At 64.9% G+C, this 17014-nt stretch carries 18 protein-coding genes; 13 read left to right on the forward strand and 5 right to left on the reverse strand.

The window, feature by feature from the left end:
- Positions 1-21: 21 nt before the first annotated feature.
- A complete protein-coding gene (locus A3E1_RS0125415) occupies positions 22-795 on the reverse strand; it encodes an anti-sigma-D factor RsdA (protein WP_020523611.1) in 774 nt (257 codons plus the stop codon).
- A complete protein-coding gene (gene shbA / locus A3E1_RS0125420; RefSeq protein WP_157631721.1) occupies positions 792-1376 on the reverse strand; it encodes an RNA polymerase sigma factor ShbA in 585 nt (194 codons plus the stop codon). Before shbA ends, A3E1_RS0125415 begins: the two co-directional genes overlap by 4 nt.
- A gap of 15 nt (positions 1377-1391) precedes the next feature.
- Here shbA and A3E1_RS0125425 point away from each other — a divergent pair, with 15 nt between their 5' ends.
- From A3E1_RS0125425 to A3E1_RS42005, 11 genes are all read left to right on the forward strand, one after another.
- Positions 1392-2372, forward strand: a complete 981-nt coding sequence (locus A3E1_RS0125425) for an ABC transporter ATP-binding protein (RefSeq protein WP_020523613.1) — start codon at positions 1392-1394, stop codon at positions 2370-2372.
- Entirely contained in the window at positions 2369-3118 is a 750-nt protein-coding gene (locus A3E1_RS0125430) for an MlaE family ABC transporter permease (RefSeq protein ID WP_020523614.1), read from the forward strand. Before A3E1_RS0125425 ends, A3E1_RS0125430 begins: the two co-directional genes overlap by 4 nt.
- Positions 3118-3912, forward strand: a complete 795-nt coding sequence (locus tag A3E1_RS0125435) for an MlaE family ABC transporter permease (protein ID WP_020523615.1) — start codon at positions 3118-3120, stop codon at positions 3910-3912. Before A3E1_RS0125430 ends, A3E1_RS0125435 begins: the two co-directional genes overlap by 1 nt.
- A gap of 205 nt (positions 3913-4117) precedes the next feature.
- Entirely contained in the window at positions 4118-5305 is a 1188-nt protein-coding gene (locus tag A3E1_RS45715) for an MCE family protein (protein WP_020523616.1), read from the forward strand.
- The gene (locus A3E1_RS41995) at positions 5302-6300 is read left to right on the forward strand and encodes an MCE family protein (protein ID WP_020523617.1); all 999 of its coding nucleotides are present in this window, start codon (positions 5302-5304) and stop codon (positions 6298-6300) included. The genes A3E1_RS45715 and A3E1_RS41995 overlap by 4 nt, the downstream gene beginning before the upstream one ends.
- Positions 6297-7253 (forward strand): MCE family protein, encoded by a 957-nt coding sequence (locus tag A3E1_RS0125450; protein WP_020523618.1) that lies wholly within the window; start codon positions 6297-6299, stop codon positions 7251-7253. Before A3E1_RS41995 ends, A3E1_RS0125450 begins: the two co-directional genes overlap by 4 nt.
- Before the next feature lie 331 nt (positions 7254-7584).
- Complete coding sequence (locus tag A3E1_RS0125455) at positions 7585-8616, forward strand: MCE family protein (protein WP_040391777.1); 1032 nt, start codon at positions 7585-7587, stop codon at positions 8614-8616.
- A complete protein-coding gene (locus A3E1_RS0125460; RefSeq protein ID WP_157631722.1) occupies positions 8613-9809 on the forward strand; it encodes an MCE family protein in 1197 nt (398 codons plus the stop codon). Before A3E1_RS0125455 ends, A3E1_RS0125460 begins: the two co-directional genes overlap by 4 nt.
- Positions 9806-11077 (forward strand): MCE family protein, encoded by a 1272-nt coding sequence (locus A3E1_RS0125465; protein WP_020523621.1) that lies wholly within the window; start codon positions 9806-9808, stop codon positions 11075-11077. The genes A3E1_RS0125460 and A3E1_RS0125465 overlap by 4 nt, the downstream gene beginning before the upstream one ends.
- The gene (locus A3E1_RS42000; RefSeq protein ID WP_020523622.1) at positions 11074-11556 is read left to right on the forward strand and encodes a hypothetical protein; all 483 of its coding nucleotides are present in this window, start codon (positions 11074-11076) and stop codon (positions 11554-11556) included. The genes A3E1_RS0125465 and A3E1_RS42000 overlap by 4 nt, the downstream gene beginning before the upstream one ends.
- Positions 11523-12011, forward strand: a complete 489-nt coding sequence (locus A3E1_RS42005) for a hypothetical protein (protein ID WP_020523623.1) — start codon at positions 11523-11525, stop codon at positions 12009-12011. The genes A3E1_RS42000 and A3E1_RS42005 overlap by 34 nt, the downstream gene beginning before the upstream one ends.
- A gap of 95 nt (positions 12012-12106) precedes the next feature.
- On the opposite strand, the gene A3E1_RS0125480 is transcribed toward A3E1_RS42005, so the two are convergent.
- Positions 12107-12925 (reverse strand): SDR family oxidoreductase, encoded by an 819-nt coding sequence (locus tag A3E1_RS0125480; RefSeq protein ID WP_020523624.1) that lies wholly within the window; start codon positions 12923-12925, stop codon positions 12107-12109.
- 63 nt (positions 12926-12988) lie between these two features.
- Here A3E1_RS0125480 and A3E1_RS0125485 point away from each other — a divergent pair, with 63 nt between their 5' ends.
- Positions 12989-13942 carry a helix-turn-helix transcriptional regulator gene (locus A3E1_RS0125485; protein WP_020523625.1) on the forward strand — a complete coding sequence of 318 codons (954 nt, stop codon included), beginning with the start codon at positions 12989-12991 and terminating at the stop codon, positions 13940-13942.
- Positions 13943-14064: 122 nt separating this feature from the next.
- On the opposite strand, the gene A3E1_RS0125490 is transcribed toward A3E1_RS0125485, so the two are convergent.
- Together A3E1_RS0125490 and A3E1_RS0125495 are read right to left on the reverse strand one after the other, a co-directional pair.
- Positions 14065-15303 (reverse strand): ribonuclease D, encoded by a 1239-nt coding sequence (locus A3E1_RS0125490; protein WP_020523626.1) that lies wholly within the window; start codon positions 15301-15303, stop codon positions 14065-14067.
- 28 nt (positions 15304-15331) lie between these two features.
- The gene (locus A3E1_RS0125495) at positions 15332-15889 is read right to left on the reverse strand and encodes a DUF3000 domain-containing protein (protein WP_020523627.1); all 558 of its coding nucleotides are present in this window, start codon (positions 15887-15889) and stop codon (positions 15332-15334) included.
- Between the two features lie 63 nt (positions 15890-15952).
- Between A3E1_RS0125495 and hemE the strand changes: the two genes are divergently transcribed.
- Positions 15953-16960, forward strand: a complete 1008-nt coding sequence (gene hemE / locus A3E1_RS0125500) for a uroporphyrinogen decarboxylase (RefSeq protein ID WP_020523628.1) — start codon at positions 15953-15955, stop codon at positions 16958-16960.
- Positions 16961-17014 lie beyond the last annotated feature (54 nt).

Raw genomic sequence — 17014 nt, forward strand, 5'->3', positions numbered from 1 at the left:
TAAAGATGCCGCAAGAAGTGGCTAGTCGAGCAGCGGCAGGTCGGGCAGCGGCAACGGCAGCGAGGGCAGCAGGCTGGGCAGGATCGGTGGCAACAGCCCGCCGGTCTTAGAAGGCGTCGGCGTGTTTGGTGACGGTGTCGCTCCCGGACCGTCCACTTGGGACGGTGTCGGCGAGGGTACCGGCAGCACCGAGTTCGCGGGAGCGGGTGCGGCGGCGATCAGCGCTTCAAGCTCGGCGAGCAACCGTTCGCGGACCGTCAGGTCGCTGATACGCGCGATCTTCTCCCGCGCCGTGGCGACCAGAGCCGGGCGCTCTTGCGGCGAAGCCTTGCGCACCTGTTCGAGTAGCGCGAGCACCTCCTGCTCGGCGAGCTTGCTGTTTGCCTTGTCGCTGAACACGATTTGCGTGATCGGCCAGAACGGGCTGCCAGGCTCCGCCGACGCGGCGGCCGCGGTCAGCCCGCCAAACACAAACGCCGAGGCGATCGCCCCGATGATCACCGGGCGCGGCAACCGCCAGCCACCAAGCCACTTACGCCGGTTCCCACCGCCGGGCCGTCCGTCGCCGGCGGTGGAACCAGCGCCGAATCCGTCGAGCGCTAGGCCGCTTTGCGCGGGGACGTGGCCACCGGCGAGCGAGCCAGCGGGACTTGGGGAGGGCAGGCGCAGGGGTGGGATGTCGGTGTCGACCTCGGTGCGCCACGCGTGCAGGAGGCCCGTCAACGGGTCATCGGAGTCCACGGGCGAACCGCTGCCGAGGGCAGACAGGAGTTCATCATCGTGCTCGACCGTCATGCTGCCCTCCTTTCCATAGGTTCGCCGAAGACGTCAGCCGCCAGTGTCCGCAGCCTGGCGAGCGCCCGTGACTGGGCGACCCGGACCGCGACCGGCGTCATGTTCAGGGTGCTGCCCACCTCATCAGCACTTAGCCCCACCGCGACACGCAGCACCACTATCTCGCGCTGCGTCTCGGGCAAGTGTTCCAGGAGCACGCCCAGCAGGCGGGCTTGGTCGGCGGCGACCGCACGCTGCTCCGGCCCGGGGTCGGGATCGGGTCGCTCAAAGGCCGGATCAGGTGCGGGCGCCGCTTGTCTTATCGCGGCGCGCTGCGCATCCGTTACCTTTCGGGCCGCGATGCTGTAGACGAAGGCGGAAAATGGCACACCCTGCTGCCGGTACTTCGGCAGCGCCTTGAGGATCGCTATGCACACTTCCTGGGATATATCGTCTGCCGTCGTGAACCCGCCGCCGATCTTGCCTAGCCGGGCGCGGCAGTAGCGCACGATGCCTGGCTGAACGCTGCTCAGCAGGGCGGAGGTAGCGTCGGGCTCGCCGCGCACAGCGCGATCTACAAGCTCGGTCTCCGGCCAGGTCACGTTGGCCACCCTAACGTGAAATTCTTCTGTAACACCACGGGCGGCAGCCCCGATTACACCGGCATGGGTGTCGAGGTTCGGGTCAACGGGCTGACCAAGTCCTTTGGCCAAACTCCGGTTTGGTCGGAGGTGAGCCTCACCCTGCCCGCAGGCGAAATCTCCGTTTTGCTAGGCCCATCTGGTACCGGCAAATCGGTCTTTTTAAAGACATTAGTGGGCCTTTTGCCGCCTGACCGCGGCGAGATCTGGATCGAAGACCGTGACCTGACCAAGCTCAAAGAGCGCGAGCTATATGAGGTCCGCAAGCTCTTTGGCGTCCTGTTTCAGGATGGTGCCCTGTTTGGCTCCATGAACATCTACGACAACGTGGCCTTTCCGTTGCGTGAGCACACGAAACTCAAAGAGAGCCAGATTAAGGAGATCGTCTCCGAAAAACTCGACATGGTCGGCCTCATCGGGGCCGAGACGAAACTGCCCGGCGAAATCTCCGGTGGCATGCGCAAACGGGCCGGTCTCGCCCGTGCGCTCGTGCTGAACCCACAGATAGTGCTGTTCGACGAACCGGACTCCGGCCTTGATCCGGTGCGGACCGCCTATCTCAATCAGCTCATCGTCGACCTCAACCAGCAGCTCGACGCCACGATCCTGATCGTCACGCACGACATCAACACGGCCCGGACGGTCCCCGACAACATCGGCCTCATCTATCACGGTCACCTGGCCATGTTTGGCCCGCGCGAGATGCTGTTGTCCAGTGAGGAACCGGTCGTCCGGCAGTTCCTCAACGCCCAGCGCATCGGCCCGATCGGCATGACTGAGGAGAAAGACGCCGACGAGCTTGCCGCCGAGGCCGCCGCTGGGGTGGACCTTCCGCCGCTGCCAGCGATTCCGCTGCAGTTGCGGCCGTCCAACGGGCAGCCCAGGCGAGCTGAACGAGCGCCGGGCGAGTGGTGCCGTGCCAACGGGATCGTGCCGCCCTGGGGATCGTTCCAATGAGGACAGTCGGCGAGTTCCTCATCTTCTGCGGGCACGCCATCAGGGCGTGTTTCAAGCGCCCGTGGCAAATCCGCGAGTTCATAGACCAGGCGTGGTTCATCTCGTCGGTGTCGATCGCGCCCGCCGCACTGGTGTCGATACCGTTTGGTGCCGTCATCGCCCTGCAACTCGGCTCGCTCGTGCGGCAGCTGGGCGCGCAATCGTTTACCGGAGCGGCTTCCGTGCTAGCTGTGGTCAGGGAAGCCGGGCCGATCGTGACCGCGCTTGTCATCGCGGGTGCCGGAGGCTCGGCTATCTGCGCCGACCTGGGCGCCCGGAAAATCCGCGAAGAGCTAGATGCCATGAGGGTACTAGGAATCGACCCCATCCAGCGCCTCGTCGTCCCCCGCGTCGTGGCTTCGATGCTCGTCGCCGTGCTGCTTAATGGTGTGGTCAGCGTCGTTGGTGTGGCCGGCGGCTACTTCTTCAACGTCGTGCTCCAAGGCGGAACGCCAGGCGCCTATCTCGCGAGCTTCCAAGCCCTGGGACAGTTGCCCGACCTGGTGTCCGGCGAAATCAAAGCGATGGTGTTCGGCCTGGTCGCCGCACTGGTCGCGACCTATCTCGGCATGAACGCCAAGGGCGGGCCCAAAGGCGTTGGCGATGCGGTGAATCAGTCGGTCGTCATCACGTTCATGTTGCTGTTCGCCTTGAACTTCATCATGACGGCGATCTACTTCCAGGTCATTCCGCAGAAGGGTTCGTGATGCGATTCCTCGAAACCCTTGGCGGACAGCTTTCCTTCTACGTTAAGGCCGCTGCCTGGACCCCGCGTACTTTGTCGCGCTACAAGCGCGAGATCGCCCGGCTGCTCGCTGACATCAGCTTCGGCCGGGGCGGCCTTGCCATCGTTGGCGGAACCGTTGGCGTCATTTGCTTTCTAACCTTCTTCACGGGTACTGAGGTAGGCCTGCAAGGATACCAAGCGCTGAACCAGATCGGCAGCAGTGCCTTCACCGGCTTCATCTCGGCCTATTTCAACACCCGCGAGATCTCACCGCTCGTGGCCGCGATCGCGCTGAGCGCGACGGTCGGGTGCGGTTTCACGGCGCAACTCGGCGCGATGCGCATCTCCGAAGAGGTTGACGCGCTTGAGGTCATGGCCGTCCCGTCGGTACCGTTTCTCGTGACCACCCGGATGATCGCCGGTTTCGTGGCCGTCATTCCGCTATACGTCCTGGGATTGCTGTCGAGTTACTTCGCGACCCGCACCATCGCGACCGTCTACTTTGGCCAGTCAGCCGGAACTTACGACTACTACTTCGGCCTCTTCCTGCCACCGGCCGACGTGCTGTGGTCGTTTGGCAAAGTGCTCGTGTTCAGCGTGATCGTGGTGCTCATCCACTGCTACTACGGCTTCACCGCGAGCGGCGGCCCAGCGGGTGTAGGCGTCGCGGTCGGCCGGGCCGTGCGTGCCGCGATCGTCAGCGTCAACATCGTGGACTTCTTCCTCTCGCTCGCGATCTGGGGAGCCACCACCACCGTCCGGATCGCGGGGTGACGCGCATGTGCCTCACAATTTGCCGCTTCCCTTCGCCCGGCCTACCTTCGCGCGGCCCGGTCGGCGCTAATCGGCGTTTGGCTTCGCCGGCCTACCTTTCGTGGCGCTGGTGTGGACGGGTGAAGCCGACGTGTCGCGCTCGTGGCCGCTTCCCTTCGCGCCTTTCGTGCTGCCCGGTCGACGGGTGGAAGGCGGGTGAGCGGTGATGCGGCTTAGGTTGGTAGGTGCCGGGTTCCTGGTGTTGCTGATCGCGTTGCTGACGACCAGCGTGCTGGTGTACCGCAAGGCTTTTACGCCGGTCAGCTGGGTGACGCTGAAGACCACGAGCGCGGGCATGCAATTGTCCGAGGGCGCGGACGTGAAGTATCGCGGGGTGATCGTCGGCGACGTCCGCTCCATCACGGCCGATGGCACCGCGGCGACCCTCATGCTGGCGATCGACCCGGCGCTGATCGGCCGCATCCCGGCTACCGTGACGGCTCGTTTGCTGCCCAAGACCTTGTTCGGGGAACGGTACGTCGAGCTGACCGGAACCGGTGGGCCCGCACTGCGAGCTAACGCTGTCATCGGGCAGGACCGCTCTTCCAACGCTGTCGAATTGGAACGCGTGCTCGACCAGGCCTTGCCGTTGCTGCAATCCATCAAGCCGGACAAGCTCGCCGCCACGCTGGGCGCACTGGCCTACGCCCTTGACGGCCAAGGCGAACAGCTCGGTGAAGACCTCACGACCGCTAACGCCTATCTGGCCGCGCTCAACGAGCAGATGCCGGCGCTGGCTGAAGACATCCGCAAACTGTCTGGAGTGCTTGACCTCTATCACGGTGCGATGCCGGATCTGCTGGAAGTGCTGCGCAACGTCACCGTCACGGCGACCACGATCAGCGATCAGCGGGAGCAACTCAGCCGGTTCCTTGTCAGCACAGCGGATCTGGCCGACGGGACGAACAGGGTGCTGACCGTGCACGAGGCACGCATCATCCAACTGGGACAGGTTAGCCGTCCTGTTTTGGAAGTGCTCGCCGCGTACGCGCCGGAATATCCTTGTCTTTTAAAGGGTTTGGTGAAGCTGCAACCGCGGGCGGAAGAGGCGTTCGCGAGCGGGCGGATGCACATCACGCTTGAGGTCACCAAGGACGGCGGCAAGTTCGAGAAAGGCCGCGACGAGCCGGTCTACGGCGGCGGTGCCGGGCCCAACTGCCGTGGACTGCCCGACAACGTGCATGTGCCGGCGCCTGGTGTGGAAATCAATGACGGCTATGACTACGGCGGCGACCGCAAAGTCATCAAAGGTCTGCTCGGTGCTTCGACCGGGACGCCACCCGACCAGGTTTCTGATCTGGCTGTGCTGCTGTGGGGTCCGCTGCTGCGCGGAACGGTGGTGAACGCGTCATGAAGTCGCTTATCAAGCTCTGTATTTTCGGTGTTATCACGGTGGTGCTGACCGGTGCACTGGCGCAAACCCTTGGTGCGTTTAGCGGTGGCGGCACTACGTATACCGCTCAGTTCACGGATGTGGCCGGACTGCTCGAAGGCGACGACGTGCGCATCGCGGGCGTCAAAGTCGGTGAGGTGACCGGCATCCGGCTTGTCGCGGGCAACGTCGCGGAGCTGTCGTTCACGGTTGATGACGCGATCCGGCTGACCGCCTCGGCCAAGGCGAAGATTCGCTACCGGAACCTGGTCGGACAGCGTTACGTCGCCCTGTTTGAGGGACCGTCCAGTGCGGAGCCGCTCAAGTCGATTCCGCTGGCGCAGACAAGCCCCGCGCTTGACTTGACAGTCGTGTTCAATGGTTTCCGGCCTTTGTTCACGGGACTTTCCCCGCAAGATGTCAACGCGTTCGCCTTCGAAATCATCAAGCTGCTCCAAGGCGAGGGCGGAACGATCAAGAACCTCCTGGAGAAGACAGCGTCGCTGACGAGTTCCTTGGCCGACCGTGATGTGCTCATCGGGAACGTCATCACGAACCTCAATGCCGTGCTGGGGTCGATCAGTGCCCGCGACGCTCAGCTCGACGAGACCATCAAACAGTTGCAGCTCTTCGTCTCCGGGCTTTCCGCCGACCGGGCCGCGATCGGCGAAGCGATCGTCCACATTGGTGGGCTGGCCTCCGCGACGACCGGGCTGTTGAGCGATGCTAGGCCTTCGCTCGCCGCCGACATCAAGGCGCTCGATTCGCTGGCTTCGACGTTGCAAGCCAACAGTTCTACCATCGAGTCGACCCTGGCTACCGCGCCGGGACGGCTGCAAGCGTTGACTCGCACCGCCTCCTACGGCTCGTGGTTCAACTTCTACCTATGTGACTTCGACGGCCGCGTGGTCGCACCCAACGGCACGGCGCTTAACCCGGTGACGTTCCACGGGACGAACGCGAGGTGTACGTCATGAACGCCACACGGGTGGGCATCATCGGCACCATCATCGGGGCCTTGCTGCTCGCTGGCGCGTTTCAGCTGGACAATCTCGGCGGCGGAACGTCTTATACCGCAGCGTTCCGAGACGCCAGCGGGCTCGCCGCAGGCAACGAGGTTCGCGTCTCTGGCGTGAAGGTCGGCAAGGTTACCGGTGTTTCTCTCGCTCGCGGTTCCGGCGGTCCTTATGTGCGCGTGAGCTTCCGCGTTTCCTCCGTGGAGCTGGGATCGCAGACGGGCGCGACGATTCGCATCAAGACGGTGCTCGGGCAGAAGTACCTAGCTTTGACTCCCGCTGGGTCTGGTTCGCTATCGGGCGAGATTCTGCTGACACGCACGTCATCTCCGTTTGACGTGATGGAGGCGGTGCAAGGACTGGCCGGGACGCTCGACCAGATCGACACCACCCAGCTGGCACAGGCGTTTTCCGTGCTGTCACAGACGTTCGAGGACACTCCCGCTGCGGTGAAGTCATCGCTCGACGGATTGTCGCGGCTCTCGCAGACTGTCGCTTCGCGTGACGCCGAGCTGCGCTCACTGCTCTCGCGGGCACACACGGTTACTTCCGTTCTGGCCCAGCGGGATGAGGAGTTCCGCAAGCTGCTCAACGATGCCAACCTGTTGCTGGCAGAAGTGCAGAAGCGGCGTGACGCGATCCATGCCTTGCTGACGGCGACGTCGGAGCTGTCAGCTCAGCTCTCCGGACTGGTGGCCGACAATCGGGACGCGCTCAAGCCAGCGTTGCAAAAGCTACGTTCCGTCGTAGCCGTGTTGCAGCGCAACCGCGCCAACCTCGAAGCGACCCTCGTCAACCTCGCGCCCTTCGTGACCGCCTTCGCCAACGTCACCGGCAACGGCCGCTGGTTCGACTCCTACGTGGACGGCCTCGTCCAGGGCCTCACTCCCACCGTCCGTACCGGAGGCGCCTGATGCTTCCTCTTCTCCACGCCGCCCCCGTGCTCCGCGCGCTCACGCCCCGCTCTTTCGCCTTCCCGCCCCTTCCGGATGCCGAACGGCGTCGGCCCGCTTCGTGCCGCCGCTCTTTGGTGATCCACATCCCTCTGGACGTGATCGAAAGGCGGTTTGATCACGTCTCACGGGATGTGGATCACGGTTGCGGATGTGGATCACGACCAAGCCGGCCAGGTGCGGCATCCGGCGCAAGGCGGCCAGGTGCGGCGTCACGACCAAGGCGGCCAGGTGCGGCGTCACGACCAAGCCGGCCAGGTGCGGCATCCGGCGCAAGCGGAAGGGAGCGGGGATGAAGCGGTGGCAGGTGCTGACGGCGGCCGCGGTGACGGTTGTCGCGATCGCGGTAACGGCGATCATCTGGCCTGGTGGGGCGAGTAAGACGCTCACCGTGATCTTCCCGGGTGCTGTCGGCATCCACGAGGGCTCAGACGTGCGTGTGCTGGGCGTGAAGATCGGCGAAGTCACGCAGATTGTGCCGCAGGGCAAGACGGTACGCGTGGAGTTGCGCTACGAAGCGGAGACGAACATCCCCGCTGAAGCAAAGGCGCTCATCATCCCGCCGAGCGTCGTGGCTGACCGCTACATCCAGCTCGCCCCCGCCTACACCGATGGCGCGACGTTGCCCGACAAGGCAACTGTCCCCATCGGGCGGACCGCGGTGCCGATCGAGCTCGATGAGATCTATGCGGCACTGGACAAACTCAACGTCGCGCTAGGACCCAACGGTGCCAACAAAGAGGGCGCGCTGGCCGAGCTAGTGCGTGTCGGCGCGGAGAACCTCAACGGCAACGGCGAGAGCCTGCACGACACCCTCGACGGGCTGTCCAAGGCGATGACGACGCTTTCTGAAGGACGGCAGGATCTGTTTGGCACGATCGCGAATCTCCAGGAATTCACCACGATGCTGGCGCGAAGCGATACCGCCGTTCGCGAATTCAACGGCCGCATGGCTCAGGTTTCGGCCCAGCTGGCGGCTGAGGGTGAGGAACTCGCGACGGCGGTGAGAGACCTCGCCAGGGCGCTCAGCGACATCACCGTTTTCGTTCAGGTGAACCGGGAAGAGCTGAAGCAGAACGTCGCCGCGCTCGCCGACCTCACCGGCATCCTCGTGAAGCAGCAAGCCGCGCTCAAACAGGTGCTCGACGCGGCGCCGCTGGCACTTTCCAATTTGAACCTCTCCTACAATCCGGCTTCGGGCACAACAGACACTCGCGATAACGCGCTCGGCCCGTATGACCCGGCTCAGTTCGTATGCAAGCTCCTAGCCGAGTCATTGCCCGTCGCTCAACTGCCAGCCGTCTGCGGGGTGCTGCCGAAATGACCCTCAGCCGGTACTCCATAATCCTGGCCTTGGTCCTCAGCGGATGTGCGCCATCCGTCATGCCGGGTGAGGCGTTCACTATCAAGGCAGAGTTCGCGGATGTCCTCGATCTGGTGCCACAGGCGGCGGTGAAGGTCAACGATGTCACTGTCGGCAGTGTCAAAGATATCCGCCTCAACGGTTTCACAGCCGTGGTCGAGCTGACCGTCGACAAAGGCGTAACCCTGCCCGACAACGCGACCGCGGCGGTCCGCCAGTCGAGTCTGCTCGGCGAGAAGTTCGTCGCCCTCGCCGCGCCAACGGATGATGCGGCTGAAGGTTCGCTCGGCGAGGGCGACGTTATCGCGCTTAACCGCACGAAACGTGGCGCGGAGGTCGAGGAAGTCCTTGCGGCCCTTGGCTTGCTGCTCAATGGCGGTGGTCTGGCCCAGCTGAAGACGATTAACCAGGAGGTCGTCAAGGCGCTGACGGGACGCGAAGGTCCGGCCAAGGGCGCACTGCACGAGCTGGACAAGTTTGTGTCCAGTTTGGACAGCCAACGCGCTGACATCGTCAAAGCGATTGAGGCCCTTGACCGTCTCAGCGCCGGGCTGGCGACCCAGACGGAAACCATTGGCAAGGCGATCGAGGCGCTCGCGCCTGGCCTGACAGTGCTAGCGCAACAACGTGAACAGCTAACTCACGCGCTGACGGCGCTCAAAGACTTGAGCACCGTGGGCGTCAGAGTCATCGACGCGAGCAAGAAGGACACGGTCGCTTCCCTGCAAGCGCTGCAGCCCATCTTGGAGCGGCTGAACGAGGCCGGCGACGCGCTGCCCAAGGGCATCAACTTCGCGCTGTCGTACCCGTTCCCGCCCAACGTGCAAAAGGCGATCTCAGGAGACTTCGTGCGGCTGCACATCACGCTGGACCTTGACGCCGCGGCGATCCTGGCCAACCTGGCCGCTTCCGGTCCCGTGCTTCCGGGTTTGCCGCAGGTGCCTATCCCGCAGCTGCCGCAACTTCCGTTGCCGAACCTGCCGCTGCCCACCCTGCTGCCGACGGCGTTGCCCACGATCCTGCCCTCGGGACTCCTGCCCGACCTTCCGCTCATCCCCGGATTGCGGATGGGGCAAGCGAACCCGCAGACCGGTGAGATCGCGGGAATGCACGGCGGGCTCAACGCCATGCTGACAGGAGGTGAGCCACAGTGATAAGACTCAAGCTCATTGTGTTCGCGCTTGTCGGACTGCTCGGCATCGGTTATGTGGGCGTCAAGTATGTCGGGCTGGGCGACGCGTTCACGGGACGCTACCTCGTTTTCGCGGACTTCTCCCACAGCGGCGGCATCTTCGTCAACGCTTCCGTGAGCTATCGCGGAGTACCCATTGGAAGGGTTGAAAGCGTTGAACTGCATGGCGATCTGGTGCGCACGGGCCTGCGGATAGATGAAGGTGTGCAGATCCCGTCGGCGTTAAGGGCGGTCGTGGCGCACCGCAGCGCCGTGGGTGAGCAGTATGTCGACCTGCGGCCCGAGACGGACCAGATGCCGTTTCTCAAGGCGGGCGACGTCATCCCGGTGTCGCAAACGGGCCTGCCACTGCCGATCGAGACGCTGCTATCCAATTTGGAGCGTCTGGTCAGCAGTGTCGACCCGAGGGATCTCGAAACGCTCATCGACGAACTTGGCACGGCGTTCGCCGGCAATGAGTCCGCTCTCAAGGCGATCCTGACCTCCAATAGCCTGCTCCTGGAGGAGGCGTCCCGAAGGCTGCCGGAAACCGTTGCCCTGATTCAGGATTCGACGACGGTGCTCCAGACACAGCTGGCGTCCGCCGACAACATAAGGCAGTTCGCTCGCGAGCTCGCCAGCCTCACCAAAACGGTCCGCGACGCCGATCCGCAACTGCGGCAACTGCTCGCTAACGGCCCGCCCGCTTCGGTGGAGCTGCTCGGGCTGCTGCGCGACATCGAACCTTCGCTGGCACCCTTGCTGGGCAACCTCATCACAGTCAATGGCATCGCGGTGCGCCGCCTCGACGGGATCGAACAGATCCTCGTCACCTACCCCTTGGTGGTAGCAGGCGGATTCACCGTGGTGCCGGGAGACGGCACGGCCCACCTCGGGCTGGTGCTGAATGCGGGCGATCCTCCTGCCTGCAATTACTACAAGAGCGGTCAGCCCTATCGCTGCACCGGCTCGGAGCTGGCCCAAGGTTCCGGGGTCCGCAGCTCCAACAACGTCCCACGGGTGGGTGCGGCTCCTTCACCCGCACCCTTGGCGCAGGCTAACCCCCGTACGCAAGCGCTGCCCGTGGGACCTTTGGCCACCGGCGTCGCCCCCGTTGCGCCGGTGGCCAGTTTCGACCCGGTGACCGGCCTGGTCATCGGACCCGACGGGCTGCCCATGCAGTTCGGCTGGACCGGAGGCCAGGCCGCCACCGCGGGTGCTCAATCGTGGAAGGTGCTGTTGCTGCCATGAAAACGTTGAAGGCGCGGATAACCGCCGCGGTGCTCGCGTTGCTGACTGTCGCGAGTGGATATCTCGCGGGGGAGTGGTATCAGGCGAGACAGGCCGCTCACGCGAAGGACGCCGCCTTGAGCGCGGCCCGTCAGTTCGCCGTCGACTTCGTCTCCATCAACGCGGCGACGGTCGACCGGGACCTGTCACGTGTAGTCCTTAGTGCGACCGGGGAGTTCGGCGAGGAGTACCAGCGGGGAATGCCAACCGTAAGGGCGGCGGTGCTGGAGAACAAAGTAGAGGCAGGAGGCACGGTACTGCGCGCAGCTCTCGTGTCCTCAGACGCCGACTCGGCGGTGGCTATCGTCGCCGTTGACGCCACGGTCAAGAACGTCAAAACACCGGAAGGGCGGGTAGCGCACTACCGCATCCAGCTCGACCTGGTTCTGGAAGAGGGGAGTGACCGGTGGCGCGTCTCCAAGCTGCAGTTCGTGGGATAAGGGTCCTGCTCGTCCTGATCGGCATCGTGGTCCTGATCGGCGGTTACGCCTGGTTCGACCAGTCAAGGATGAGCCGTGAGCAGGCCGCGGCCAGGGAGTGCTTGGCGGTGGCCCCGGCCGCGGCCGCCGCGTTGTTCTCCTACGACTACCGCACTTTTGACGCGAGTGTCGCGAATGGACGCAGCTTCGCCACGGGTGCTTTCGAAACCGAATACGCGCAGACGACAGCCGCGCTGAAAGGAACCGCGGTCAAGGAACAGGCCGTGGTCACGGCTCAGGCCAGCGTCGCCGGGCTGGTCAGCCACGTGGGCAGCCAGGTTGAGGTGCTGCTTTATGTCAACCAATACCGCCGCAACGTCAACATCTCCGGCGAACGGGTGGATCAGAACCGTGTCGTGTTAACGATGACCAAAGTGGACGGACAGTGGAAGGTCACGTCCGCGGCGGCAATCTGACGCAGTCGGCTTCTTGATTGGGCGAACGTGCCCAGACAGCGATTGTTAGGGCAGGCGGTGCCGGAATGGCGGGAGGGTTCCATTCCGTCGCCGCCTTAACTAAAGGCCTTGGCGTTCTCGGCCACCCACTGCGCGAAGGGGCGGGCAGGTTTGCCGGTCACCTGTTCCACCGTGGGCAGGACGGTGTAGCCGGCCTCCGGTGGGTTGGTGCGCATCATGAGGAAGAACTCGACATCCTCCTCGGAGAAGCCGGATTCGCGCCACACGGCCACGATCTCGTCCTGGGTCAGCTCGATGAACTTGATGTCGCGGCCGAGGACTTCGCTGATCGTCCTGACCTTCTCCGGCGGGGTCAGTGCTTGCGGTCCGGTGAGCCAGTAGTCGCGTCCCGCGTGACCTTCCGTGGTCAGCGCTGTGGCGGCAACGGCCGCGATATCGGCGTCGTGAATCATCGCACTCTTCATGTCCGGGAACCCTTCGCGGACAACACCTTCCGTCTTGATGGACTCAGCCCATTCCAGAGCGTTTGACATGAACTCGACTGGTGCGAGCCGGGCATAGCCGACGCCAGCGGCATCGAGGGCGTCTTCGAGCGGGCTCTTGTTGACGTCGCCGGCCAGCACAGACACGCGCTTTCCTTGCGCAAGCGGGGCGATTTCGGCGCCATTGGCCAGCGGCGAGAAGTCCACTCCATCGAAGGTGATCAGATGAACCGCGGTCACGCCGTCAAAGGCTTCGGCCAACGTCGCTGTGTCCGCCAGGTTGCCTTTGATGAGGTCAGTGCCTTCTGGCAGCCCGGCCTGGTCAGGATGGCGAGTCAGGGCACGCACCCGGTGCCCGTCAGCCAGGAGCTGCTCGACGAGGTGACGGCCGACGTTTCCGGTTGCCCCGGTGACAAGGATGTTTTCGCTCATGAGAGCAACGTTAGAGTCGATCGCGGTCAGCTCCTGTCCGCGATAGCTGGCAGAATCAAAGTCATGCTCGAAACGTCCGCCCGCCTGTTGCGTTTGCTCGGATTGCTGCAGCTCCACCGGGACTGGAGCGGTCCCGCGCTCGCGGACAGGCTGGGCGTCACGGCCCGCACCGTGCGCCGCGACGTCGACAAACTGCGTGCCCTGGGCTATCCCATTGACGCGATCGGTGGCGTGGGCGGCGGCTACCGCCTCGCGGCCGGCACCTCGCTGCCGCCCCTGCTGCTCGACAACGAAGAGGCCGTCGCGGTCGCGGTGGGGTTGCGAACAGCAGCCTCAGGCACCGTCACCGGCATCGCCGAGTCGTCTGTGCGGGCACTCGCCAAACTCGACCAAGTCTTGCCCTCCTCGCTGCACCACCAGGTCACGACCCTGTCCGAGGCACTCGTCACGATGCCGGCCGCTGGCGTGACGGTCGACGCGTCTTTGCTGACGGCACTCGCGGCGGCAATCCGTGACCACCAACGGCTGCGGTTCTTCTACAACGATCAGCCGCGAGACGCCGAACCTTATCGCCTTGTCCAAAATGGACGGCGGTGGTACTTGTTCGGCTGGGACACGGACAAGACTGACTGGCGGACCTTCCGCGTGGACAAGATGGCCGTGCGCACCCCGAACGGAAAACGTTTCGTGCCAAGGCCTTTGCCCGCGGACGACATCGCTGAGTACATGGCTCTTGGCATTACGACGAACCAGTACCGGTATCAGGCGGTCTTCCTCATGCAGGGCACAGCACAAGCCGTCGCCGACGAGATTCCTTCCACCATCGGCGTCGTCGAGCCGATCGATGCCACGACATGCCTCCTGCGCTGTGGTTCCGACAGCCTCGACCAACTCGCCGTGTGGATAGCCGCGTGCGGTTTCGAGTTCACCGTGCAGGAGCCACCCGAGCTAGCCGACCACATCCGCACCCTCGCCGCCCGGCTCAAGCGTGCCGTTGGCGGCCGGGCTCGGCTTTGACGCGATCGACGCTGACGGCAGCGGCGAGCTGAGTCATCCGGAGCCGCACCGGGGGCTGCTGAGGATTTCTTCTGCCGCAGTCAGCCACAGGCCCCGGGAAACAACCTCTTTGGCCCGCTGGGCTAGTTACTTTCCTCCGGTGCGGTGGCGGCCGCTTCCGCGGCTGCTGCCGCCGCGATGAGGGCGGCGGACAAGTCGTCAGCCAACAGCTCACGCTGCCACGGACGGGCGCCCGAGCGCTCGAGGAAGTCGCTGACCGACTCAGCGTCCACAGACGACGGTGGCTCCCAAGCCAAGCGGCGTATGAACTCTGGCGTGATGAGGTTTTCCGGGGGCAGCGTGTACCGCTCGGCGGTCTGCGTCACCACCTCGCGGCAGCGGGCCAAACGCTCGGCTGCCGCGGGGTCCTTGTCGGCCCAGCGGTGCGCGGGCGGCGGTCCGTCAAAGGCGGGCGTCACCGGAAGCTCGTCGTCAGGCAGCGCCCGGGCCTCGTTCAGTGCCTGAAGCCATTGGCCCGCAAGGCGGCGCACGGAACGGCCGCCAAAACCGGGCAGCAGCAACAGTTCCCGCTCGGTCTTCGGGTCCATCTCGGCGGCCGCGACGATGGCGGCGTCGCCGAGCACGCGGCCGGGAGCGGTGTCTCGCTTCTGGGCGATCTGGTCGCGGGCATACCAAAGCGCGCGTACCCGCGACTGCGCCCGGGCGCCACGGACCCGGTGCATGCCGGAGGTTCGGCGCCACGGCTCAGCTTTCGCCTTCGGCGGGCGGGCACCATTGCGGGCCAGCGCCTCGAATTCTTCCTGTGCCCACTCGCTCTTGCCTTGCCGCTCAAGCTCCTTGTCGAGCGCGTCGCGCAGTTCCACGAGCAGCTCAACGTCGAGCGCGGCATAGTTCAGCCACTCCGGAGGGAGTGGCCTGGTCGACCAGTCCGCGGCGGAGTGATGCTTTTCGAGCACGAACCCGAGCAACTGTTCGGTCAGCGCGGCCAAGCCGACGCGCTCCATCCCGGCCAGGCGGGCGGCCAGTTCCGTGTCGAACAGCTTCCGTGGGCGGATCCCCAACTCAGCCAGGCAAGGCAGGTCCTGGCTCGCCGCGTGCAGCACCCATTCGGCGTCGGCTAGAGCGTCATCGAGAGACGAAAGATCGCCCAGCGGGACCGGATCGATAAGGGCGGTTCCCGCCCCTTGACGGCGCAATTGCACCAGATAGGCACGCTGGCTATACCGGAAGCCGGACGCGCGCTCGGCATCGATCGCCACCGGGCCGGTTCCCGCGGCGAAACGGGACACCACCTCACGCAGCTGAGCAGGAGAGATCGCCGGTTCGGGCGTCCCTCCGGCAGGCGAGGTGAGCAGGGTCATGAACTACACCGTAATGCCTTGCCGGGGACTATGAACGTCGCAGGGGCAGGGCCGCGACGCCGACGGGTGGCAAACCAGCCGTTGACGCGAGCAAAGCGCACCATGCCTCAAGATGACCTTCAGGGGGTACTACGTGAGGAGTCCAGGAAGCCCGCAGCTCAAGATCGGTCGTGGTAGGACCCTGGAGTCCGCCGAAGCGGCTTGACGTGGTTTGCGTCACGGTCCCGCCAACGGCGCGGTAGCCATCGGTGTGCGCGTCGAGCGCGTCGATCAGCCAGCCCCAGGTCACCTGAGGCAGCAGCGGGTCGTTGGCCAGGTCGGCCTCGACCTCAGCCTCGACGTAGCAAACGAGCCGGGTCTGGCCCTCCCACGCCTCGTGCCCGGCCGGGTCGTGGAGCAGGATCAGCCGTCCGGTGGTGACTTCCTCGCCGTTACGCAGGACAGTCGCCCCGAGGGCGAAGGAGAAGGGGGCGAGTTTGCGCGGAGCGGGAACCTCTTCGAGCGCGATCTCGCTCCGGGGGGTGAACTCCTGGAGCACGCTGACGGCGCGAGTGAACGTCTCCGGGAGTACGGTCGTGAGCGCCATACACGTCACCCTAGGTCGCCAGAGGCGTGCCGTCTGGCACGGCGCGCCGAGAGGCGTGGCACGATGGTGGCGATGAGTGCGTTTCTTGATGCTGCGCGTGGCCTTCCCGTGTCGCACACCCCGGTGTGGTTCATGCGCCAAGCAGGGCGTTCCCTCCCTGAGTACAAGCAGGTCAGGGCCGGAATCCCGATGCTGGAGTCCTGTCGGCGTCCCGAGCTCGTGTGCGAAATCACGCTGCAGCCTGTGCGCCGTCACAACGTCGACGCGGCGATTTTGTTCAGCGACATCGTCGTGCCACTTGCCGCAGCGGGCGTAGATCTTGACATCGTCGCGGGTGTCGGTCCGGTTGTCGCGTCACCGGTTTCGGCAATGGTCGATTTGCCCGCTTTGCTCGACCCGTCGGATGTGTCCTTTGTAGACGAAGCCGTGCGGCTGCTCGTCAAGGAACTCGGCTCCAAGACTCCCGTGATCGGGTTCGCGGGCGCGCCGTTCACCCTGGCGTCCTACCTGATCGAGGGCGGACCGTCGAAGCACCACGAGAAGACCAAGGCCCTGATGCACGGCAACCCGTCGCTGTGGCACGCGCTTTTGGGCCGGCTGGCTGAGATAACTCAGACGTTCCTGCAAGTCCAGGTTTCCGCTGGCGTCTCGGCGATCCAGCTCTTCGACTCGTGGGCCGGGGCACTGTCCGAAGCGGACTACCGGCGTTTTGTCCTGCCGCACTCGGCCGCCGTCATGTCAGCCTTCGAAGGCGTCGTGCCGCGCATCCACTTCGGCGTCGGCACCGCATTGCTGTTGCCCGCCATGGCTTCTGTCACCGACGTGCTCGGCGTGGACTGGCGTACTCCCCTGGACACCGCTTCGGCGTTGGCCCCAGGCAAAGCGCTGCAAGGAAACCTTGACCCGTCCCTGCTGTTCGCCCCCTGGGACGTCATCGAATCCGAGACACGCCGCATCGTGGCCGAAGGACGGAGCGCCCCCGGGCACATCTTCAACCTGGGACACGGCGTCATGCCAGAAACCAACCCCGAAGTCCTCACCCGTCTCGTCTCCCTCATCCACTCCCTCTAACCCACCCCCCGCCCCTCGCCCTCGCCCGCGCCCCGCCCCGCCCCTCGCCCGCGC

It is taken from the genome of Catelliglobosispora koreensis DSM 44566 (genome assembly GCF_000379685.1).
GTDB lineage: Bacteria > Actinomycetota > Actinomycetes > Mycobacteriales > Micromonosporaceae > Catelliglobosispora > Catelliglobosispora koreensis.